The sequence below is a fragment of the Streptococcus sp. cx1 genome (genome assembly GCF_052384325.1).
Taxonomy (GTDB): Bacteria; Bacillota; Bacilli; order Lactobacillales; family Streptococcaceae; genus Streptococcus; species Streptococcus salivarius_G.
Genome location: NZ_JBQSUN010000004.1, coordinates 13,542 through 34,465 on the forward strand (window position 1 = coordinate 13,542; position 20,924 = coordinate 34,465).

The following is a 20,924-nucleotide window of genomic DNA, read 5'->3' on the forward strand; positions in this document are numbered from 1 at the left end:
CTAAGATTGCATCTTGCCATTGGTTTTGTATGACAAATCGAGTAATTCTAAAAAAGTTGATAATCTTATTTAGTTTTAATATAATTGTATTATCTTTATAAAAGGGGAAGATTTTTAATGAAAACGAATCGTTATGTGACTCAATCCGCTGTGGTTTTGGGCCTTTTTGCTCTCTTGACTGTGCCACAAGTCGTAGGGCAAGCTGATGAAGCAACGGCACCTGTATCAACTACTTCTACCGAAACCGTGGCAGATAGTGGTGCATCAGTAGTATCAGGACAAGGAACTTCTGGGACAGCTGTTCAAGGAGGAACAGAGACTGTCTCTGCTACACCAACAACAGTAGCGACAAATGCGTCTGCAGAGCCATCAGCTAATACCTCAACGACCCAAGCAAGTCAAGAAGCCAGTGCTGTTTTGACGAATGCCAATCAGGTGACACCAGCAGTGCCAGTACAGGCCGAAACTGTAACAGAGCCTGCTCATGAGGGGCAGACCGTTGATATGCAGATTTTGTCAACAACAGACCTTCATACCAACTTGGTTAACTATGATTATTATCAAGATAAGCCGTCTCAAACAGTTGGTTTGTCTAAAACTGCTGTCCTTATCAAAAAAGCCCGTGAAACTAATCCAAATACAGTCTTAGTGGACAGTGGGGATACGATTCAGGGAACTCCTTTTGGGACTTATAAGGCTTTGATTGATCCTGTTGCCCAAGGTGAGACTCACCCTATGTATAAGGCTTTTGAGATGCTTGGTTATGATGCCGAAACGCTTGGAAACCACGAGTTTAACTATGGTCTAGAATTTTTGGATCGTATGGTTAAGGCTGCTAAGATTAACATTATCAATGCTAATGTGCGTAATGCTCAGACCGGTGATTACTATTACAACCCTTATAAGATTGTTAACAAGACCTTTACTGATACGGACGGCAAACAGGTAACACTAAAAATCGGTATTACTGGTGTCCTTCCAACACAGATTTTGGTTTGGGATAAGGCCAACCTTGAAGGTAAGGTAACCGTTGATGATCCAATGGAGGCTGTTAAGGCTATCGTTCCTAAGATGAAGGCTGCAGGAGCTGACTATATTCTTGTTGCTGCTCACTCTGGTATTGGTGACAATGAATATACTAAGAACGAAGAAAATGAAGGTTACCAAATTGCTGGTATCGAAGGTGTTGATGCTGTTGCGACAGGGCATTCCCACGCGGATTTCCCAAATGGAGATGGCACAAGTTTTTATGCGAAATATCCTGGTGTAGATGATGTCAATGGTCTCATCAATGGGAAACCTGTGGTTATGGCTGGTAAATTCGGGGATCATCTAGGTATCATGGATGTCAAATTGACTTACACGGATGGTAAATGGAAAGTTGTCAATAGTAAGGCCAAGCTTGAAAAGATTGATACTAAGTCAGATGTTGCGGACAAGGACTTAATTGATATGGCTGCTCATGACCATAATGGAACAATCAACTATGTCCGTAAGGAAGTTGGTGAGACCACGGCTCCAATCACTAGCTACTTTGCTCAGGTTCAGGATGATCCATCTATTCAAATCGTTAATAATGCACAACTATGGTATGCTAAGAAACAAGTAGCTGGAACAGCAGATGAGAATCTTCCACTCCTCTCAGCAGCTGCACCTTTCAAGGCAGGGACTCGTGGAGATGCGACCTACTATACCGATATCCCAGCTGGTCCATTGGCCATTAAGAACGTCGCAGACCTCTACCTCTACGACAATGTTACTGCCCTACTCAAAGTGACTGGAGCACAAATCAAAGAATGGTTGGAAATGTCTGCAGGACAGTTCAATCAAATTGATCCCAACAGTAAAGAACCACAGCAACTTATTAACAGTAGCTATCGCTCATACAATTACGATGTGATTGATGGGTTGACTTATAAGTTTGATTTGACACAACCTAACAAATACGATCGAGAAGGTAAGTTGGTTAACCCAGATGCTAGCCGTGTTCGTGACTTGGCTTATCAAGGTAAACCTATTGATTTGAATCAGACTTTCCTTGTCGTGACTAACAACTATCGTGCGACTGGTAACTTCCCTGGTGTTAAAGATGCTACAGAAAAACGTCTCCTCAATCTTGAAAATCGTCAGGCCATCATTGATTATATCGTTAGCGAGAAGACAATTAACCCAACTGCCGATGGAAATTGGAGCTTCGTTCCTAATATTACGAATGCAGATATCCGTTTTGCCTCATCTGACAATGCTCGTGCCCACCTTGCTGATCAGGATGCCATTAGTTATGTAGGACCATCAACACAAGCAGGATTTGCAGAGTATCGTTTGGTTGTTAAGGAAAAGGCAAATCAAGTTGAGGATACGACTAATAAAGAATCTGAGAAGTCACCAAAAGGTGTTGAGACGACAGATCAAACTAAGCGTGAGACACCAAAAGCTATTGTAGGTGCCAGCGTGGCTAAACCTGTTCCAGCTATCCAGTTGTCAAACGCTCAAGTCGTTATCTTGCCTCAAGCTCAAGTACAAGAAACTCAAGGTTCAAGTTCAGATAAGACCTTGCCAAACACTGGTTCAGACGAATCTGTGTCAGCAACTTTAGCTGGTCTGGTTCTTATGACCTTGGCTGGATTCTTTGGAATCAAAAAACACGAAAAAAATTAAGCAAAGGAAAAAGCCCCTATCAGGGCTTTTTTGCTCTAGTTTTAGCGTTGGTTAAAGTTCTTTTGTGCTTCTAGGATAATAGGTGCCAGACGTTCGATATCGGACTGTGTGCCGCGTAGCTCGAAGTCTCCCAACATTGGGAAGCCAAAACGTTGACTGTACTGTTTGGCGGTTAGGCAGTACTGGTTATTGAAGTTACGGTTCCCAGAACCGATGATACCAAAGCAACGTTCGTGATTGCCATGGGCTGCGATAAAGTCACCCAGTGGATTGGTTAGGATCTCAACATCTCCATTGTCAACGCCATTTCCTCCTTCAAGGTAGGTTGGCAAGAGTGCGACAAAGGGTTCATCTACTTGGAAGGTTTCATGATTAAGCTCTTTAATATTGATTTGGCGACATTCAATCCCGTGGTTGAGGGACAGATAGTCAGACATACGTTTGACAAAGCTTTGGGTATTACCGCTTAGACTAATATAAACGAGGGTAAGTTGAGACATAAGCGTCCTCTTTCTATCTATATCTTGTGTTTGTTCAATCATTCTAACACAAGATATTGTGCTTTTCAAGTTAGCTCCTTGCGCTTAAGAATTGCCTATCTAGCTCTTTTTCTTTACTTGTAAAAGTGATAAAATAAAGGTTATTAAAAGAAGCGAAGGAAGAAATCATGGCTAAAGATAAAAATGTAACAGGAGAAGAAATTTTAGACATTTGCTCGGCCTACATGTCAGCAGATGATTTGAAATTAGTTGAAAAAGCCTGGCATTATGCGACAGATGCTCATAGTGGGCAATCTCGTCAGTCAGGAGAACCTTATATTATTCACCCTATTCAAGTGGCAGGTATCCTGGCAGATCTCCATCTTGATGCAGTGACAGTAGCCTGTGGTTTCTTACACGATGTCGTTGAAGACACCGAAAAAACGCTCGATGATTTGGAAGCGGATTTTGGTACGGATGTACGAAATATCGTGGACGGTGTTACTAAGCTTGGTAAGGTTGAGTACAAGTCCCATGAGGAGCAGTTGGCTGAAAATCACCGTAAGATGCTTATGGCCATGTCTAAGGATATCCGTGTCATCTTGGTTAAATTGGCCGACCGTTTGCACAATATGCGTACCCTTAAGCATCTTCGTAAGGATAAGCAAGAGCGCATTTCTCGCGAAACTATGGAAATCTATGCTCCTTTGGCCCACCGTTTAGGTATTAGCCGTATCAAATGGGAACTGGAAGATATGGCCTTCCGTTACCTTAATGAGGTGGAATTCTACAAGATTTCTCACATGATGAAGGAAAAACGTCGTGAGCGTGAGGAACTTGTGGACGAGATTGTCGATAAAATTAAGACCTATACAGCTGAACAAGGACTTGTTGGTGATGTGTATGGTCGTCCAAAGCATATCTACTCTATTTACCGTAAGATGCGCGACAAGAAAAAGCGCTTCAATCAAATTTATGATTTGATTGCCATCCGTTGTGTTATGGAGACGCATAGTGATGTTTACGCCATGTTGGGATACATCCATGAGCTCTGGCGTCCGATGCCTGGCCGTTTTAAAGACTATATTGCCAATCCTAAATCCAATGGTTACCAGTCTATCCATACAACGGTTTATGGGCCAAAAGGACCTATTGAAATCCAAATCCGTACCAAGGAAATGCACCAAGTTGCCGAATACGGGGTTGCAGCTCACTGGGCTTACAAGAAAGGTATCAAGGGCAAGGTAGATTCGAAAGAGTCTGCTTTGGGAATGAACTGGATTAAAGATCTTGTTGAACTTCAAGACGCCTCAAATGGTGATGCTATGGGGTTTGTTGACTCTGTTAAAGAGGATATCTTCTCGGAGCGTATTTATGTCTTTACGCCAAATGGTGCTGTTCAGGAACTGCCTAAAGATTCAGGACCTATTGACTTTGCCTATGCCATCCATACTCAAGTCGGTGAGAAGGCCACAGGTGCTAAGGTTAATGGCCGTATGGTGCCCTTGACTGCCAAACTCAAGACAGGTGATGTGGTTGAGATTGTTACCAATGCCAATTCCTTTGGCCCTAGCCGTGACTGGATTAAGATGGTTAAGACCACCAAGGCCAGAAATAAAATTCGTCAATTCTTTAAAAATCAGGACAAGGAAGCCTCTATCACCAAGGGTCGTGAGCTTTTGATTGCCTACTTCCAAGAGCATGGCTATGTTGCCAATAAGTACCTAGACAAGAAACATATTGAGGAAATTCTCCCTCGTATGAGTGTGCGTAGTGAAGAAGCTCTCTATGCCGCTGTTGGTTTTGGTGAAATTAGTGCTGCTGCTGTTTTCAACCGTTTGACGGAAAAAGAACGCCGTGAAGAAGAGCGTGCGAAGGCAAAAGCTGAAGCTGAAGAGCTAATGAACGGTGGCGAAGTTAAGACTGAGAAGAAAGAAGTTCTTAAGGTTAAGAGTGAAAATGGCGTCATCATTCAAGGTGCTTCAGGTCTCCTCATGCGTATCGCTAAGTGCTGTAACCCAGTACCTGGAGATGAGATTGAAGGTTATATCACCAAGGGCCGTGGGATTGCAATTCACCGTTCCGATTGTAATAATATCAAGAGTCAAGAAGGTTATGAGCAACGTTTAATCGAAGTGGAGTGGGATGAACGTAATGCCAATAAATCTTATTTGGCAGAGATTGACATCTATGGCCTTAACCGTTCTGGTCTGTTGAATGATGTTCTTCAAATCTTGTCAAATACGACCAAGAGCATTGCTACGGTCAATGCGCAACCAACTAAGGACATGAAGTTTGCCAATATTCACGTTAGCTTTGAAATTGCAAACCTTATTGAATTGACTGGTCTTGTGGATAAGATTAAAATTATTCCTGACGTTTACAGTGTTAAACGTACGAATGGGTAAGGAGTTTCTGCGATGAAGATTGTAATTCAGCGTGTTCAAAGTGCCTCTGTGGTTATTGAGGATTGTACGGTTGGCGCTATTAAGCAGGGGCTCTTACTCTTGGTCGGAGTTGGTCCCGAGGACACCAAAGAGGACCTAGAGTATGCAGTTCGTAAGATTGTCAATATGCGCATTTTTTCAGATGAAGATGGCAAGATGAATCTTTCTGTTAAGGATGTTAGTGGCCAGATTTTGTCGATTTCTCAGTTTACGCTTTTTGCAGATACGAAAAAAGGGAATCGACCAGCATTTACGGGTGCTGCAAAGCCCGACATGGCTAGCCAGCTCTATGACGATTTCAACCAATCCTTGTCAACTCATGTTCCTGTAGAAAGAGGCCGCTTTGGTGCAGATATGCAGGTTAGTCTGGTCAATGACGGACCTGTGACCATTATTTTAGATACTAAAAATCGATAAATAAACCATTTCTCGCCTTGTGTGAGAGGTGGTTTTTTATTCTCATCGCAGGAATTATTTAGGTGATGGATTTTCATTATTTGGGATTTATTTTTGTCATTTTAAGTAGACTGAATCAAGTGAATATTTAATGAAATTAGAAAATGTTGTTCTCAAATTTCTGAAAAAACCTGACCATTCATGATGAAAAAATTACCGTTTACGAGGATTACCGGAAATTCCCTTGTCTTACAAAAAAGATTAAGTTAACATTAGTTTCATAAGAAACACCAAGCGATTTTTATGAAACTAAAAATAACTCGAGTTTACAGCATGCAAATACAAATAGTGATAATTTGAAACGCCGAGGTGATTTAAACTTTTTTAGAGGGATAGAGAGATATGTCAAAGAAAGTAGCGTCAACTAAATTATTATCAGGTTTGTTTGTCGCCGGTGGTGTCCTAGGGATTAATCAGGTCGCCAAGGCAGATAATGTGGTCAGTTCAGAAGCAACAAAACCAGTTATTACAACTGAAGCAGATAACTTGGTGGTGGTACCAACTGAGGCCGTTGCTCCAGTAGCGACAACAGAAGTAGGTCCATCATCTGCTACTGTTGCGACAGATACTGCAACAACAGCGACAGCTTCTACAATCTTTTCACAAGCTGTGCCAGCAGAAAGTGCTAGCTCAGAAACGCTTGTAGCCAGTGAAGCACTAGCTCCTGAGTCAGCTGCTGTGGAAACCATCACATCATCATCTGATAATGCTACTGAAGCAGGACGCCATTCAACTGCTCAAGTAACACCAGTTACAGAAGTGACAGAGCAAAACTTGAATGGTGATGCCTACTTGACAGATCCAGAAACAACAAAAGCAGCCTATAGCAAGACAGATGGTGATATTAATTATTCCGTTGTTGTGTCTAATCCAACAGCAGAAACTAAGACGATGACTGTCAACTTGACACTTCAACATGCTTCAGAAATCATCGGTCAAGATAACGTTGACCTTACGCTAGCGGCAGGAGCTTCAGCTAAGGTTTCAAACTTGACAGTAGCGTCAGAGTGGTTGACAAACAATACAGGTTACTTGGTGACAATCAGTGTCAACGATAAATCAGGTAGTACTTTGTCAAGCAAGCGTGCTGGCTTGTCTGTTGAAGATGATTGGACAGTTTTCCCACGTTACGGTATCGTAGCAGGTTCGCCAACTGATCAAAACAGTATTCTTGTTAAAAATCTTGAAGCCTACCGTAAAGAGCTTGAGCTCATGAAGTCTATGAATATTAACTCATATTTCTTCTATGATGCTTATAATGAAGCTACAGATCCTTTCCCAGAAGGTGTCGATAGCTTTGTTCAAAAATGGAATACCTGGAGTCATACTCAGGTTGACACTAAGGCTGTTAAAGAATTGGTTGACCAAGTTCATAAGTCAGGTGCTGTTGCCATGCTTTATAACATGATTTCAGCAGATTCAAATCCAAAGAATCCAGCACTTCCACTTGCTGCTTTGGCTTATAACTTCTACGATAGCTTTGGTAAGAAGGGTGAACCGATGACTTACACTATCGGTGATAACCCAACTCAAGTTTACTATGATCCAGCGAATCCAGATTGGCAAAAATACATCGCAGGTGTCATGAAATCAGCTATGGATCGTATGGGATTCGATGGTTGGCAAGGTGATACAATTGGTGACAACCGTGTGACTGATTATGAGCACCGTAACAGCACAGACGAGGCTGACTCACACATGATGTCTGATTCATATGCGTCATTTATTAATGCCATGAAGGACCTCATCGGTGAAAAGTACTACATCACAATCAATGATGTTAATGGTGGTAATGATGATAAACTAGTCAAGGCACGTCAAGATGTTGTTTATAATGAGCTTTGGACAAACGGTGGTTCAGTTATTCCAGGACGTATGCAGGTTGCCTATGGTGATTTGAAAGCACGTATCGATATGGTACGCAATAAAACTGGTAAATCACTTATCGTTGGTGCCTACATGGAAGAACCAGGGATTGACTATACTGTTCCTGGCGGAAAAGCAACTAACGGTGCTGGTAAAGATGCCCTTGCTGGTAAACCATTGCAAGCTGACGCGACACTTCTCGTAGATGCGACAGTAGCTGCAGCCGGTGGCTATCACATGTCCATTGCAGCCCTTGCCAATGCTAATGCAGCCCTTAACGTTCTTCAAAGTGCTTATTACCCAACGCAATACCTCAGTGTAGCTAAGGACACTATTCGTAAGCTTTACAATTACCAACAGTTTATCACTGCTTATGAAAATCTTCTCCGTGGTGAGGGTGTGACTAACAGCACTCAGTCTGTATCTACCAAGAATGCGGCTGGTGAAATCCTTTCTAAAGATGCTCTTGGTGTGACAGGAGATCAAGTTTGGACATTTGCTAAATCAGGAAAAGGTTTCTCAACTGTTCAAATGATTAACATGATGGGCATCAATGCGGGCTGGCATAATGAAGAGGGTTATGCGGACAATAAAACACCGGACGCACAAGAAAATCTCACAATTCGTCTTAGCCTAGCAGGTAAAACAGCTCAAGAAGCAGCTAAAATTGCTGATCAAGTCTATGTGACATCACCAGATGATTGGGCAACTTCAAGCATGAAGAAGGCACAAGCAAGCCTTGAAACAGATGAAAATGGTCAACCAGTGCTTGTCATTTCAGTTCCTAAACTAACTCTTTGGGACATGCTCTATATCAAGGAAGACACAACAGCAACACCGGTAGAACCAGTTATCTTGAAACCAGTTACTAACCAAGCTAGTAAGAAAGCAGATAATACCGTAACATCTGAAGCAAGCTCAGAAACAGCTAAATCAGAAAATACAACAGTAAACAAAGGTTCAGAGGCTCCAACTAATACGAAACCATCTGTTGAAGCTCCTAAACTCGATGAAACAACCAAACCAGCACCATCAGTTGACGAGTTAGTAAACTCAGCAGCTGTTCCAGTGGCGATAGCTGTGTCAGAGACCGCACATGATAAGAAAGATGACAACTCAGTATCTAATACGGATCAAGGTACAGTAGCGTCAGATTCAATCACTGCACCAGCTTCAGAGGCTGCAAGCACAGTTGCCTCAACAGTCTCATCAGAAGTATCAGAAAGTGCAACAGTATCATCGGAAGCATCAGAAACTGAAAATAGTTCAGCAGCATCGACTTCAGAGTCAGCAATTTCAACGACGACAGCAATTTCAGAATCACATGCAGTAGTTGAACCAGTGGCTTCTTTGACAGAATCAGAAAGTCAGGCAAGCACTAGCCTTGTTTCAGAAACTACAAGCACAATTGTCTCAGTTGCTCCGTCAGAAGTATCAGAAAGCACAACAGTATCATCGAAGGTCTCAGAAACTGATATTATCTCAGAAGCATCAACTTCAGAGACTTCAGCATCTGAATCAGAGAATTCAATCAGCACAGTCGTTTCAGAATCAGAAGTAGTTGAAGAACCAGCTGTTTCATTGACAGAATCAGAAAGTCAAGTGAGCACTTCAGAAGTGACTTCGGCGATTTCAGAAACAGTAAGCACATCAGAGGAAGTCATCCTTGATGGACTATCAGAAAACATCAATAGTTGGAATAGACTCTCTGTAGCTCCTCGCGTCTCAGAAACCTTACCAAGTACTTCTGAAACGATTACAGAAGCAGCATCACTCTTTAGCAACTATGCAAGATATTCAGAAACAGCAAGCTCAGAATCTCACTCTATGGTAGCAGCTTCTTCAGAAGTTTCTATTGAAAAATTAGCAGTATCTATCTTGAAAGATACTGAGGGTGGCTTGTACGATGCAACAACAATCAGAAATATTGTTGAGATGATTGATAGCATTACAACAAATGTCAGCTATACTCGCAGTAGCCGTCAAGACCTTGTCAATACAGCTTCGTCAGATAATACTTACAATGGTAGTCAAGATCTTAACCTTGCAAGTAAGACAACGACGCAAGCAGGTGAAAAAGGAACAACTGAAGATCTTAAGGCTACAATTGCTAAAACAGCAAAATCTCACAAGTGGGGAGAACATGCTGTAGCTATCCTTACAGCTATTGTCCTTGCAGGTGCGGCAACCCTTGCAGCTCTTCGTAACTTCTTGATGTCAAAAAAAGTTGATAAATAATAAGTAGAACTCTTTGTGTAAACAAGGAGTTTTCTTTATACTGGCTGCTATTTTTTCTGAAAATTGTGATACAATAGAAATAGTTTGAATATTGTGTCAAAGGAGAGCCAATGATTACTGCAAATGATATCGTAAAGGCTAATGAAGTCTTAAAAAACGTGGTGGAACGCACACCACTAGATTTTGATCGCTACCTATCTGAAAAATACGGGGCGACCATTTATATTAAAAAAGAAAATATGCAAAAGGTACGCTCTTTCAAATTGCGTGGAGCCTACTATGCTATCCATCAATTGAGTGATGAGGATAAGGCGCGTGGTGTGGTTTGTGCATCAGCCGGAAACCATGCTCAGGGGGTTGCCTACACTTGTAACGAGATGAAGATTCCGGCAACCATCTTTATGCCAGTAACAACACCTCTCCAAAAAATTGGTCAAGTCCGTTTCTTTGGTGGCAAGTTTGTAACAATCAAATTGGTGGGAGATACCTTTGATGCTTCTGCCCAAGCAGCGCAGGAATATACCAAGTCTGAAGGGATGACTTTCATTGATCCATTCGACGATTATAATGTCCAAGCGGGGCAAGGAACTGTTGCTTATGAAATTTATGAGCAGGCTCAAGAGGAAGGTGTTTCCTTCGATAGTATCTTGGTTCCAGTAGGTGGTGGCGGCCTTATCTCTGGTGTAGCTACCTATATCAAGGATGTAGCACCGTCTATGGAGGTTATTGGTGTTGAGGCTAGTGGTGCTCGTAGTATGCGTGCTGCCTTTGACCGTGGTTATCCTGTAAAACTCGAAGAAATTGATAAGTTTGCGGACGGGATTGCTGTTCAAAAGGTAGGTGTCAAGACCTATGAAGTCGCACGTAAATATGTTGACCGCCTCTTGGGAGTTGATGAAGGATTGATTTCAGAAACCCTAATTGATATGTACTCTAAGGTTGGTACCATTGCAGAACCCGCAGGTGCGGCATCAGTGGCAGCTTTGGAAGTGATCAAAGATGAGATTAAAGGAAAAACCATCGTCTGCATCATTTCAGGTGGTAACAATGACATCAACCGTATGCCAGAGATGGAAGAACGTGCGCTTATCTACGATGGTATCAAGCATTACTTTGTGGTTAACTTCCCACAACGTCCTGGTGCCCTTCGTGAATTTGTAAATGATATCTTGGGACCAAATGATGATATCACTCGTTTTGAGTACATCAAACGTGCTAATAAAGGAAAAGGTCCGGTTCTCATTGGTATAGCTCTTAGTGATAAGAACGACTATGATGGACTTCTCGAGCGTCTTTCGGCCTTTGACCCAAGTTATATCAACCTTCACGGTAACGAAACACTATACAATATGCTTGTCTGAGGACAGGTTCAGACAATGAAAAAAGAATCGACGAAGTCGGTTCTTTTCTACTTTGACTTAGCTATAAAGTGGTACTAATGCCTTATCTTCAAACTAAAACCCCAGTATTTCTACTGAGGTTTTCTTTATTCGATAATTAAGAGTCCATCTTTGATGGCGAATGGATTGTCTTTATTGATGCGGTCGTAGAACATGATACCGTTAGTATGGTCGATTTCATGTTGAACAACGATTGAGTTGTAACCACGGAGTTTAACACGTTGCTTTTCGCCCTCTTTGTTGAAGTATTCAACAGTTACTCGAGCATGACGAACCACGTAACCAGGAACATCGCGGTCAACTGAGAGGCATCCTTCGCCATCGCCCAAAGCAGCATCCTGAACAGAATGGGCAACTACTTTAGGGTTGTACATGATTTCTTGAAGACTATATGCTTCTTTTGGTGGATTACCCTCAGCGTCTTCAGGGTTTGGAACGAGAACAGCGATAATGCGTTTTGAAATATCTAATTGAGGGGCTGCAAGACCGACTCCCCCACGAAGCCCCATTTTTTCGGCAATAACAGGATCTTGTGAGTTACGAAGAAACTGCATCATTTTTTCGCCTAGGATAATGTCTTCGTCTGATAGTGGGAAGGTTACATCTTCAGCGACAGCACGCAAGGTTGGATTTCCTTCGCGAATGATATCATTCATATTAATCATATGGCTGGCGCGGATAATTTTGGTTTGAGCGTCCATTTGTTTACCTCTATTTTCTTTGATTTACTTGTTTATAACTATAGCACAAAAGGGTTGAAAATTAAACCATCAAGGATTAAAGTGAGGCTTTTTCTAATCGATAAAAGCCAGTTTTTCCAAGGTTTGTCTCTCTAAAATACGATAGGTTTTAAAGGCCTCTTTTTCGATAATTCCCTGGTCGATAAATTGTTTGATGACTCGCTGTACATGACGATAGCTAGTTCCAAAACGGGAAGCTAAAATAGATGGCGATAATTGAAAGATATTCTCTTCTTCACTATTCAAAATATGGGTGGCCAGACGCTCTTTGACAGAGTAGCTCGCATTCGTTGAAGCAGTGATACCTTGCTTATGCAGTGCCATAGCCAGGTTACGTCCAATTTGGTAGAGAAAAACAGGGTCTTTGAGGAGTTCTTCTTTATTATTTAATGGGAGCTGAACTGCTTGAACCTCTTCTAAAGCAATGACTGATGATCCTGCTGGTTGGTTGGTCATGAGTTCTACATCTCCCAATATCTGAGGCTGATTGAGCGTTTCTAGGATATGTTCTTTACCATTGAAGAGAGAACGAACAATTTTTACCTTTCCTGATAAAATGTAGGTCAGCTCAGTGATAGCTTGCCCTTGGGTACAAATATAATCGTTCTTTTGAAAGGTGACTTTCTGTAATTGGTTGAGGTAGGGGGGTGGAAAGACCTGGTCAAATTGAGGTCTTATGGTATGATTACGCATACATCTCCTTTTTTAGGACCTAGGTCCTATTTTTTAAAGTCTCCTTAGATTATAATGAAAAAATAACTATTAGACAAGTAAGGAAAGGATGTTCTTATCCCTATATTATGACACGAATTTTAGAAAAAATGAGCCTGCTTGGGCTATCCTTGCTCTTGATTTCGGCCTTTTCGATTTCAACAGCGTTACCACCTATGTTGGACTACTATAGCCCAACCTTTTCTGCCGCGCAAGTGGAGCTTTTAGTATCTGTCCCTTCATTTTCCGTAGTCGCGATGCTCTTACTTAATTCATTTATTGACAAATGGCTAAGTGATAGACAGCTAATTGTGACTGGGCTGCTCTTACTTAGTAGTGCTGGGATTTTTCCTTTTTTTGTACAAGCCTATCCTCTTGTCTTACTGTCACGTATTGCTTTTGGAATGGGGATTGGTCTTATCAATGCTAAGGCGATTGCCATCATCAGTCAACGTTATCAAGGTAAAGAGCGAGTTCAGATGTTAGGTATTCGTGGCTCCATGGAGTTGATTGGTGGAGCTTCTTGTTCTCTTTTAGTTGGACAATTACTGAAAATTCATTGGACCTTTGCCTTTCTTATCTATGGTTTTGGTTTTGTGATTTTGATTATGTACCTCCTTTTTGTGCCATCGATGGAGCAGGTGGAGAAGAAGCAGATTACAAAAAGAAAACAAGTTCTGAACAAAAAAGACCTTGGTATGATTCTTGGCATGGCTCTTTTAGCAGGTTTTGTCATCTGTATCAATTCTTCGATTAGTTTGCGCGTGCCTCTGTTTCAAGTTGCTGGTAAGACTATTGAGAGTGGTCAATCAGCCTTAGTACTGAGTTTAGAGCAGGGAATTGGAATTGTAGCTGGACTGAGTTTCGCCTCGCTTATAGGACATTTTAAAAATCGTCTTTTGCTTATAGTGATGTTCTTGTTAGCGGTTTGTCTCTTTGGGATGTCAGTGGCTAGTAACTTACCGATTTTGATTTTATCTTCAGTTGGTGTTGGTTTCTTTTATAGTATTATTTTGACAATTATCTTTAACCGACTTTCTGAGTCTATTGCTAGAAGTCTGTTGAACAAGGCGACAGCCTATGTCCTCTTAGGCTGTAACCTAGGGTCAGCCATTTCCCCTTATGTTTTGAAATTGTTAGCACTCATATCTCCAAGTTTTAGTTGGATTTTTCTAGCTTATGCTATCGTAAGTTTCCTACTTTTCCTACTTTTCCTTGGATTCTTTCTGAATGCAAAAATGGCCAAAAAAGTCTAAGCTTCAAAAACTTAATCAGTGAAATCTTGCGATTGACAAAGATTAGTAGATGAGCTAAAATAGAGAGGTCGTAAAGACAAACCAACTCTTTCTTGGTTTTAGGAGAGCCAATCCTAAGACTCGGATGGAGCAAAAAAAGGAGAAAAAACATGGCAATCTCAAAAGAGAAAAAAAATGAAATCATTGCTCAATACGCACGTCACGAAGGTGACACTGGTTCAGTAGAGGTTCAAGTTGCTGTCCTTACTTGGGAAATCAACCACCTTAACGAACACATTAAACAACACAAAAAAGACCACGCTACTTACCGTGGTTTGATGAAAAAAATCGGTCACCGTCGTAACTTGTTGGCATACCTTCGCCGCACAGACGTTAACCGTTACCGTGAGTTGATCAGCTCACTCGGACTTCGTCGTTAATTCAAGATACAAGTGTCTAGGCTTTGTTCAATTGAATACACGAAAATGGAACTGCTCTATGATGGGGCAGTTTTTCTTTTTTACCAGGATTTTAGCCCGAGTTCAGAACAGCTCTCTAGATTCAGAGGGCAGTTTTGCTGTATTCATCTAAGAATTTCTTACGATGATAAATCTATAGAGCAAGCAAAAGACCTCCAGGTTTAATTCTGGAGGCTTCTCTATCTTAAAATCTTTTTGATAACTGTTTGAAATTGAGGGAGTTGATGGATAGAGGTTCCGACAAGGATACCTAGCATATTTAAGGCGATATCTCCTAAATCAAAGACTCCCAAATGTCCAAAATACTGAATGGATTCGACGGTGAAAAGGGTCAGGAGACAAAGTAGGAGATTACTCAATCGTGAAGAAAAGAGGAGTCCCAGAGGAATGAACATTAATAGGTTCATGATGGGAACGAAGTGGCTCCCCCAGTATAATTCCCGAGCGAAGGAAAGGGGATTAAGTGAGAGACCTTGGGTACCAATGTTTTTCAAGAAAAGTAGGTAGAAGAGAGCAAGAAAGTAAATGAAGTAGAGTAGGAGCAGTGTCTGTTTTTTCAGCTGTCTAGTAAGAAGGAGTTTCAAAAAAGCATAGACAAAGTAACTAAGCAGGACTATGATGACTAGGTTGAGTAAGACTTGGAAGTAGGAGCCATAATGGGCGATGTAATGAACGTACTGTTCGAGATGACCCCTATAAAACCAATAAGACAAGCACAGTGATAGGCTTCCTAGTAAGATATTACTCAATGTTTTTAATGTTTTTGCCACTTTGCTCCTCCATTTGCATATGATGAGCACACATTATATCAAAAAAACGTTTAAAGAAAGTTAAGAAACTGTAACGAAGTTTTGATAGAATGGAAAGATAAGGCAGAATCAAAGACTAAAAAAGGACTTTGAAACAGCAACTCTACTTTTGACTAACAATTTAATGGTTTTTGTAAACAGGCTATGAAAGCTTATAAAATAATTAAATTTAAAAAATTAGGAGTCAGCATCTTGTTTCAGGATTATTAAAATGTTATTATATAGTAGTGAATTTTTAACATAAAAAGGAGTTCGTCTTATGAATAAAAAGGTTTTGGCGACAGCTGGAATTGCAGCACTTGCAGTTTCTGCTACAGTTGCTAAAGCTGATGAGGTAACGACAAACGATCAAGCCTCAACAACAGCATCAGTATCATCGACAGCTACACAAGCTGTCCCAACTCAAGCCCAAGTTGAAGCGGCTAGAGAACAAGCCAGCGCTGCAAATCAAGCAGTATCGCAACAAGAGTCAGTAGTTGCTAATCATGAAGCAGCTGCCAACCAGGCTCAAGCAAACCTAGCGACAGCAGATGCTAACTTGCAAAAGGCACAAACAGCAGCCGATGAAGCAAGTCCAGAAACTATTGCTGCCGCTCAAGGTCAAGTAACTACTGCGGAAAATGCGGCTAAGGAAGCTAAGTCAGCAGTCGAAACAGCTCAATCAGCAGAAAAAACTGCCAAAGATGCAGCAGACAAACAGCAATCTGTCGTTAATACAGATCAAGCTAATGTCAATGCTAAAGCTAGTGAAGTTGCTAATGCTCAAAAATCAGTAGATGCTGCTAAAGCAGCTCTTAATGGTTCTAGCGCTTCTGAGGCAGCTTCTAACCAAGCTAAAGCACAATCAGTTTTTGACGCTGCAACAGTAGCTGAGAAAAAAGCTCAAGAAGAACTGGCAGCAGCTCAGGCAGCTGATAAAGAAAAAGCTACTGCTATTTTAGCTAAAGAAGGTCAATTGACTGCAGACCAAAATGCAGCAAACCAAGCTAAAGCAGCCTATGAGACTGCTCAAACAGTAGCTAATGAAAAGGCAGCTGCCCTTGCAGCCGCTGAAGCAGCTAAGAAAAAAGCAGAATCTTCAACAACTTCAACAGCTAATGTTCGTCAAAAATTCTCAGTGTCACAAGAGTATGTCAATGCTCTTAAGATTCATGAGTCTAAAACAGCGACAGCAGCAGAAATAGCTCAAGCTGAACAAGTCTTGAAGAACGTTAATAAACGTGATCGTGGTAACAATAGTTATCAAGACAATGAAGCAGATAAAAATGTTAAAATTAGTGATTTGAATAATCTTAGTGAAGCTCAAATTACAGATTTGTCATTGTATGCTTCAAGTTTGATTAACCAAATTCGTACAGCCTTTGGTACAACTCAAACATCTGTTTCAAAAGGTAGTGTTCTTGCAGCTGATCGTGTTTCAGATGGTTATGTAGCAGATAACTGGGGTTGGGAAGCTATTACCCATAAAAGACATGATAGTGCCGCCCTTGACCGTGCTGGTAAGTCATTTAATAGTGTAAGTATTGGTGAAAACCTTAATACATGGCAAGGTTTGACAGGACCATTTACACTTAACGACATTAAGAAATATGTCTATGAAGCTATGCTCGACTTCATGTTTAATGGTAATGAGTGGAACCATGCTCGTTCTATCTCTGGACTTACAGCAGATGGTGGTGAGGCTTACATTGGTACAGACATCAGTGTTGTTGCCGGTGCCTTTAACGTTCACGTAAACAATGTCAATAAAAATTCTATCGCTTCTGATAGTAGCTTTGACACAACTAAGATTGCTAACCCATATGAAGGTAACCAATCTCAATCATCTTCAAATGCAAATCTTGCTGCTGCAAAAGCAGCTTATGAAGCTGCTAAGCAAGCTAACGATCAAGCTCAAAGTGACTTGGCTAGCAAGAAAGCGGCTTCTGAGTCAGCAACTCTTAAGCTTAAGAATACTCAGTCAGAACTTGCAGCTCTTAAAGCGACTGCAAGCAAGTTGGCAACTGCTCAGAATAACCTTTCTGAAAAACAATCAGCCCTTGCAACTGCTAAATCAGAATTGGAAAAAGCTAACGCTGCAGTTGAAAACCTTAATGCTAACGCACAAGAAAAAGCAGCAGCCCTTAGCAAAGCTCAAGCAACTCTTGATGAAAAACAAGCAGAGCTTAAAACAGCTAAAGATAAACTTGCGACAAGTTCTGCAACCTTGCAACGTTTGACAAATGCCTACAACGCTGCTAAGCAAGATACTGCTAAGAAACAAGTAGCATTGACACAAGCTAACCAAGCCTTGACTGCTGCTAAGAACCGTGTAGCAGCCCTTACAAATGCTTCAGGTAACCTAGCTAAGGCTAAAGCAGAACGTGCAACAGCCTTTGCTAAATTTACTGCGGCGAAAGGTGCTCTTTCAACTGAACGTGCGAAACTGGTTGAATTGTCTGCTAAACGTGATAAATTAACGAGCGAATACACGACTGTTCAAACAGCTTTCGATAACTATATGAAAGCTAAAGCAGACAAAGAGCTTCAAACACAATTGACTAAAGAGTATGCTAACATCATCTCTAAAGGTCTTACACCAGTACCTGTTTACGATGTAGATGGTAAAGTTGTTGCTTTCACAACACAAGAAAAAGCAGCTCAAACGGCGGCTCAAATTCCTGTAAATTATGGTCAAGCAAAAGCAGAGAAACAAGCTCCTGTACAAGAAACAGACAGCTTGCCAGAAACAGGTGAGTCAACTACAGTAGGATTCAGTCTTGTAGGTCTCTTTATGACACTATTGGCCTTCCTTGGTTTTGTTGACAGACGTACACGTCGTAACTAATCATAGACAAAAAAACGGCATCTGCCGTTTTTTTATCTATTTGAGAATCTAAAAAAAGTTAAGGTTTCGACCTTAACTTTTTTGTTTTTAACCCAAGAAACGTTTGAGGAATTCCTTGGTACGTTCTTCTTTAGGATTTTCAAAGATTTGTTCTGGGCTACCTTGTTCAGCGATTACCCCTTTATCCATGAAGATGACACGGTCTGAAACATCACGTGCGAACTCCATTTCATGGGTAACGATAATCATGGTCAAACCAGTTTCAGATAGCTCCTGCATAGTCTTGAGTACTTCCCCTACCATTTCTGGGTCAAGGGCTGAAGTTGGCTCGTCAAATAGGATGGCTTCTGGATCAACAGAGAGGGCACGGGCAATGGCCACACGTTGTTTTTGTCCCCCTGAGAGTTGTTTTGGTTTAGCTTTCCAGTATTGTTCCCCCATACCAACTTTCTCCAAGTTAGCTTTGGCGATACTCTCAGCTTCTTTACGGTCACGTTTGAGAACGGTTGTTTGAGCTACGATAGCATTTTCCAAAACATTAAGGTTTTCAAAGAGGTTGAAAGATTGGAAAACCATACCGAGTCTTTCACGATAGGTAGTGAGGTCGTAACCTTTTTCAAGGACATTGTCTCCATGATAGAGGATTTCACCACCTGAAGGTGACTCGAGTAGGTTAATAGAGCGAAGGAAGGTTGATTTCCCTGAACCTGAAGAACCAATAATTGAGATAACCTCACCCTTTTTGACGCTGAGGGAGATATCTTTGAGGACTTCATTTTTTCCGTATGATTTTTTGAGGTTTTTAATTTCTAAAATCGTCTCAGTCATTAGTGAACCCCTCCTTGTGTGTAAGTATCTTGATCCAAACGGCGTTCTACATAACGCAAGATGCGTGTCACTGTGAAGGTGAGGACAAAGTAGATTGCTGCGATAACAAAGAATGTTTGGAAGTATTGATAAGTTTGGCTTGCAACAGTGTTACCTGCGAAGTAAAGTTCCACAACAGAGATAACGTTCAAAACAGAGGTATCCTTGATATTGATAACGAACTCATTACCAGTAGCTGGCAAGATGTTACGGATAACCTGTGGAAGAACAATCTTACGCATGGTTTGACCATGGGTAAATCCAAGAGCAGTTGCAGCTTCAAATTGTCCTTTATCTACAGCGAAGATACCACCACGAACGATTTCACTCATGTAGGCTCCGGTGTTGATAGAAACGATGAAGACAGCTGCTAGGGTACGGTCAATGTTGATACCAAAGGCCTGGGCAGTACCGTAGTAGATAACCATAGATTGTACAATCATTGGCGTACCACGGAAAACTTCGATATAGACATTAAGAACCCAACCGAAGAGTTTTTGGAGCAAGGCTACAAATTTATTAGCAGCTTTAGGAGCTGTGCGGTAAACACCAATCATAAGACCGATGAAAGTACCCACAACTGTACCAATAATTGAGATAAGAAGGGTAATTCCTGTACCACGTAAGAATTGTGGCCAGTTCTTAGCGATGATAGCGCTCATCTGACTAAAGAAGTTTCCTTTTTTAGCATCATCAGTCTTATCTGCAGGTTGGATGTCAATGATGTGATCCATCAGTTTGACACGTTCCTCTTGGCTGATTCCAGCAAGGACCTTATTGACTTGTTCCATCTGCTGGCTGTCTCCTTTACGAAGACCGACGGCCAAGGACACGTCATCGTCTGAAACCTGGAAACCACCATCTTTAAGCGTAATCATCTTATATTTTGAGCTAGCTTCTTCGGCAGTTTTTGCTTCAGGACGCTCTGAAACATAACCATCGATGATACCAGATGCAAGGGCTTGGCGCATAGCACCGAAGTCTCCCATAGCTGTTTGTTTGCTGACACCTGGGATTTGATCAATCAAATTATAGAGATAAACCCCTTGTTGAGCTGTGATTTTAGCATCCTTGAAGTCTTTGAGACTCTTAGCGTTAGCATAATCACCATCAGAGCTAACAACCATAACAGGTTCGCTTCGGTAGTAGCTATCTGAAAAGTCAATTTCTTGACGACGTTCAGCTGTTGGACTCATACCTGCGATAATCATATCGATCTTGCCAGAAGTGAGGGCAGGAATCAAACCTGTCCAAGCTGTTTTGACCACTAAGGGTTTCTTACCTTGGGCTTGAGCAATTTTTTTAGCGATTTGCACGTCATAACCGTTGGCATACTGTTTAGTACCTTCGATTGGAACGGCTCCGTTTGAGTCATCGTCCTGCGTCCAGTTGAAAGGTGCATAGGCAGCCTCCATACCGACACGGAGATACTCGTCTGCTTGAGCGCTTGATACCCCACCAAAAACGAGGAGGAGCGCTGCAAAGCAGGCTACAATAATTTTTTTCATTGAAACAATGTCTCCTATAAAAATGTCATACCTTACTATTTTACAGGAAATTAGGACTAATGACAATAAGCTGGGATTAGAAAAACAATCTCTATATCAAGATTGTCTTCAAATACAAGTTGTAATTTGATATAATGGGAAGGACGGTTTGGAGCCCTGATCATTTTTGGTATGATGGGCTAGCATTTTAAAACGGAGATAATT

The 20,924-nt window shown here is 41.4% G+C and carries 14 protein-coding genes; 8 read left to right on the plus strand and 6 right to left on the minus strand.

The window, feature by feature from the left end; all coding sequences use genetic code 11:
• Window positions 1-117 precede the first annotated feature (117 nt).
• Entirely contained in the window at window positions 118-2,658 is a 2,541-nt protein-coding gene (locus tag ACT170_RS06230) for a bifunctional 2',3'-cyclic-nucleotide 2'-phosphodiesterase/3'-nucleotidase (RefSeq protein WP_444818124.1), read from the plus strand.
• A gap of 41 nt (window positions 2,659-2,699) precedes the next feature.
• Here the strand turns inward: ACT170_RS06230 and nrdI are convergent, their stop codons facing one another.
• Window positions 2,700-3,158: a class Ib ribonucleoside-diphosphate reductase assembly flavoprotein NrdI gene (gene nrdI, locus ACT170_RS06235; RefSeq protein WP_002883589.1), complete on the minus strand. Its 459-nt coding sequence runs from the start codon at window positions 3,156-3,158 to the stop codon at window positions 2,700-2,702.
• 167 nt (window positions 3,159-3,325) lie between these two features.
• On the opposite strand from nrdI, the gene ACT170_RS06240 reads away from it, so the two are divergent.
• The 4 genes from ACT170_RS06240 to ilvA all read left to right on the plus strand — a co-directional run bounded on the left by ACT170_RS06240 (window position 3,326) and on the right by ilvA (window position 11,505).
• Window positions 3,326-5,545, plus strand: a complete 2,220-nt coding sequence (locus tag ACT170_RS06240) for a RelA/SpoT family protein (RefSeq protein ID WP_444818125.1) — start codon at window positions 3,326-3,328, stop codon at window positions 5,543-5,545.
• A gap of 12 nt (window positions 5,546-5,557) precedes the next feature.
• Complete coding sequence (gene dtd, locus ACT170_RS06245; protein ID WP_037611138.1) at window positions 5,558-6,001, plus strand: D-aminoacyl-tRNA deacylase; 444 nt, start codon at window positions 5,558-5,560, stop codon at window positions 5,999-6,001.
• A gap of 381 nt (window positions 6,002-6,382) precedes the next feature.
• Entirely contained in the window at window positions 6,383-10,144 is a 3,762-nt protein-coding gene (locus ACT170_RS06250) for a glycoside hydrolase family 66 protein (protein WP_444818126.1), read from the plus strand.
• 110 nt (window positions 10,145-10,254) lie between these two features.
• Window positions 10,255-11,505 carry a threonine ammonia-lyase IlvA gene (ilvA, locus tag ACT170_RS06255; RefSeq protein WP_002883616.1) on the plus strand — a complete coding sequence of 417 codons (1,251 nt, stop codon included), beginning with the start codon at window positions 10,255-10,257 and terminating at the stop codon, window positions 11,503-11,505.
• A 125-nt stretch (window positions 11,506-11,630) separates the two neighbouring features.
• On the opposite strand, the gene def is transcribed toward ilvA, so the two are convergent.
• Both def and ACT170_RS06265 read right to left on the minus strand, forming a co-directional pair.
• The gene (gene def / locus ACT170_RS06260) at window positions 11,631-12,245 is read right to left on the minus strand and encodes a peptide deformylase (RefSeq protein ID WP_444818127.1); all 615 of its coding nucleotides are present in this window, start codon (window positions 12,243-12,245) and stop codon (window positions 11,631-11,633) included.
• Window positions 12,246-12,338: 93 nt separating this feature from the next.
• A complete protein-coding gene (locus ACT170_RS06265; protein ID WP_444818128.1) occupies window positions 12,339-12,977 on the minus strand; it encodes a Crp/Fnr family transcriptional regulator in 639 nt (212 codons plus the stop codon).
• Between the two features lie 107 nt (window positions 12,978-13,084).
• Here ACT170_RS06265 and ACT170_RS06270 point away from each other — a divergent pair, with 107 nt between their 5' ends.
• Both ACT170_RS06270 and rpsO read left to right on the plus strand, forming a co-directional pair.
• On the plus strand, window positions 13,085-14,251 hold the full coding sequence (locus ACT170_RS06270; protein ID WP_064525450.1) for an MFS transporter: 1,167 nt from the start codon (window positions 13,085-13,087) through the stop codon (window positions 14,249-14,251).
• A 149-nt stretch (window positions 14,252-14,400) separates the two neighbouring features.
• Window positions 14,401-14,670: a 30S ribosomal protein S15 gene (gene rpsO, locus ACT170_RS06275; RefSeq protein ID WP_002883618.1), complete on the plus strand. Its 270-nt coding sequence runs from the start codon at window positions 14,401-14,403 to the stop codon at window positions 14,668-14,670.
• Window positions 14,671-14,888: 218 nt separating this feature from the next.
• Here the strand turns inward: rpsO and ACT170_RS06280 are convergent, their stop codons facing one another.
• Window positions 14,889-15,479: a VanZ family protein gene (locus ACT170_RS06280; RefSeq protein WP_347096077.1), complete on the minus strand. Its 591-nt coding sequence runs from the start codon at window positions 15,477-15,479 to the stop codon at window positions 14,889-14,891.
• Window positions 15,480-15,777: 298 nt separating this feature from the next.
• On the opposite strand from ACT170_RS06280, the gene ACT170_RS06285 reads away from it, so the two are divergent.
• Entirely contained in the window at window positions 15,778-18,345 is a 2,568-nt protein-coding gene (locus ACT170_RS06285; protein ID WP_444818129.1) for an SEC10/PgrA surface exclusion domain-containing protein, read from the plus strand.
• A gap of 87 nt (window positions 18,346-18,432) precedes the next feature.
• Here the strand turns inward: ACT170_RS06285 and ACT170_RS06290 are convergent, their stop codons facing one another.
• Window positions 18,433-19,173, minus strand: coding sequence for an amino acid ABC transporter ATP-binding protein (locus ACT170_RS06290; RefSeq protein ID WP_002886432.1), 741 nt, complete (start codon window positions 19,171-19,173; stop codon window positions 18,433-18,435).
• Complete coding sequence (locus ACT170_RS06295; RefSeq protein WP_444818130.1) at window positions 19,173-20,720, minus strand: ABC transporter substrate-binding protein/permease; 1,548 nt, start codon at window positions 20,718-20,720, stop codon at window positions 19,173-19,175. Before ACT170_RS06295 ends, ACT170_RS06290 begins: the two co-directional genes overlap by 1 nt.
• Window positions 20,721-20,924 lie beyond the last annotated feature (204 nt).

Coding starts and splice junctions, on each gene's coding strand:
- dtd (WP_037611138.1), top strand. CDS start 5,558: ATGAAGATTGTAATTCAGCGTGTTCAAAGTGCCTCTGTGGTTATTGAG.
- ACT170_RS06270 (WP_064525450.1), top strand. CDS start 13,085: ATGACACGAATTTTAGAAAAAATGAGCCTGCTTGGGCTATCCTTGCTC.
- ACT170_RS06265 (WP_444818128.1), bottom strand. CDS start 12,977: ATGCGTAATCATACCATAAGACCTCAATTTGACCAGGTCTTTCCACCC.
- ACT170_RS06230 (WP_444818124.1), top strand. CDS start 118: ATGAAAACGAATCGTTATGTGACTCAATCCGCTGTGGTTTTGGGCCTT.
- ACT170_RS06250 (WP_444818126.1), top strand. CDS start 6,383: ATGTCAAAGAAAGTAGCGTCAACTAAATTATTATCAGGTTTGTTTGTC.
- rpsO (WP_002883618.1), top strand. CDS start 14,401: ATGGCAATCTCAAAAGAGAAAAAAAATGAAATCATTGCTCAATACGCA.
- ACT170_RS06285 (WP_444818129.1), top strand. CDS start 15,778: ATGAATAAAAAGGTTTTGGCGACAGCTGGAATTGCAGCACTTGCAGTT.
- ACT170_RS06240 (WP_444818125.1), top strand. CDS start 3,326: ATGGCTAAAGATAAAAATGTAACAGGAGAAGAAATTTTAGACATTTGC.
- ilvA (WP_002883616.1), top strand. CDS start 10,255: ATGATTACTGCAAATGATATCGTAAAGGCTAATGAAGTCTTAAAAAAC.
- def (WP_444818127.1), bottom strand. CDS start 12,245: ATGGACGCTCAAACCAAAATTATCCGCGCCAGCCATATGATTAATATG.
- ACT170_RS06295 (WP_444818130.1), bottom strand. CDS start 20,720: ATGAAAAAAATTATTGTAGCCTGCTTTGCAGCGCTCCTCCTCGTTTTT.
- ACT170_RS06290 (WP_002886432.1), bottom strand. CDS start 19,173: ATGACTGAGACGATTTTAGAAATTAAAAACCTCAAAAAATCATACGGA.
- nrdI (WP_002883589.1), bottom strand. CDS start 3,158: ATGTCTCAACTTACCCTCGTTTATATTAGTCTAAGCGGTAATACCCAA.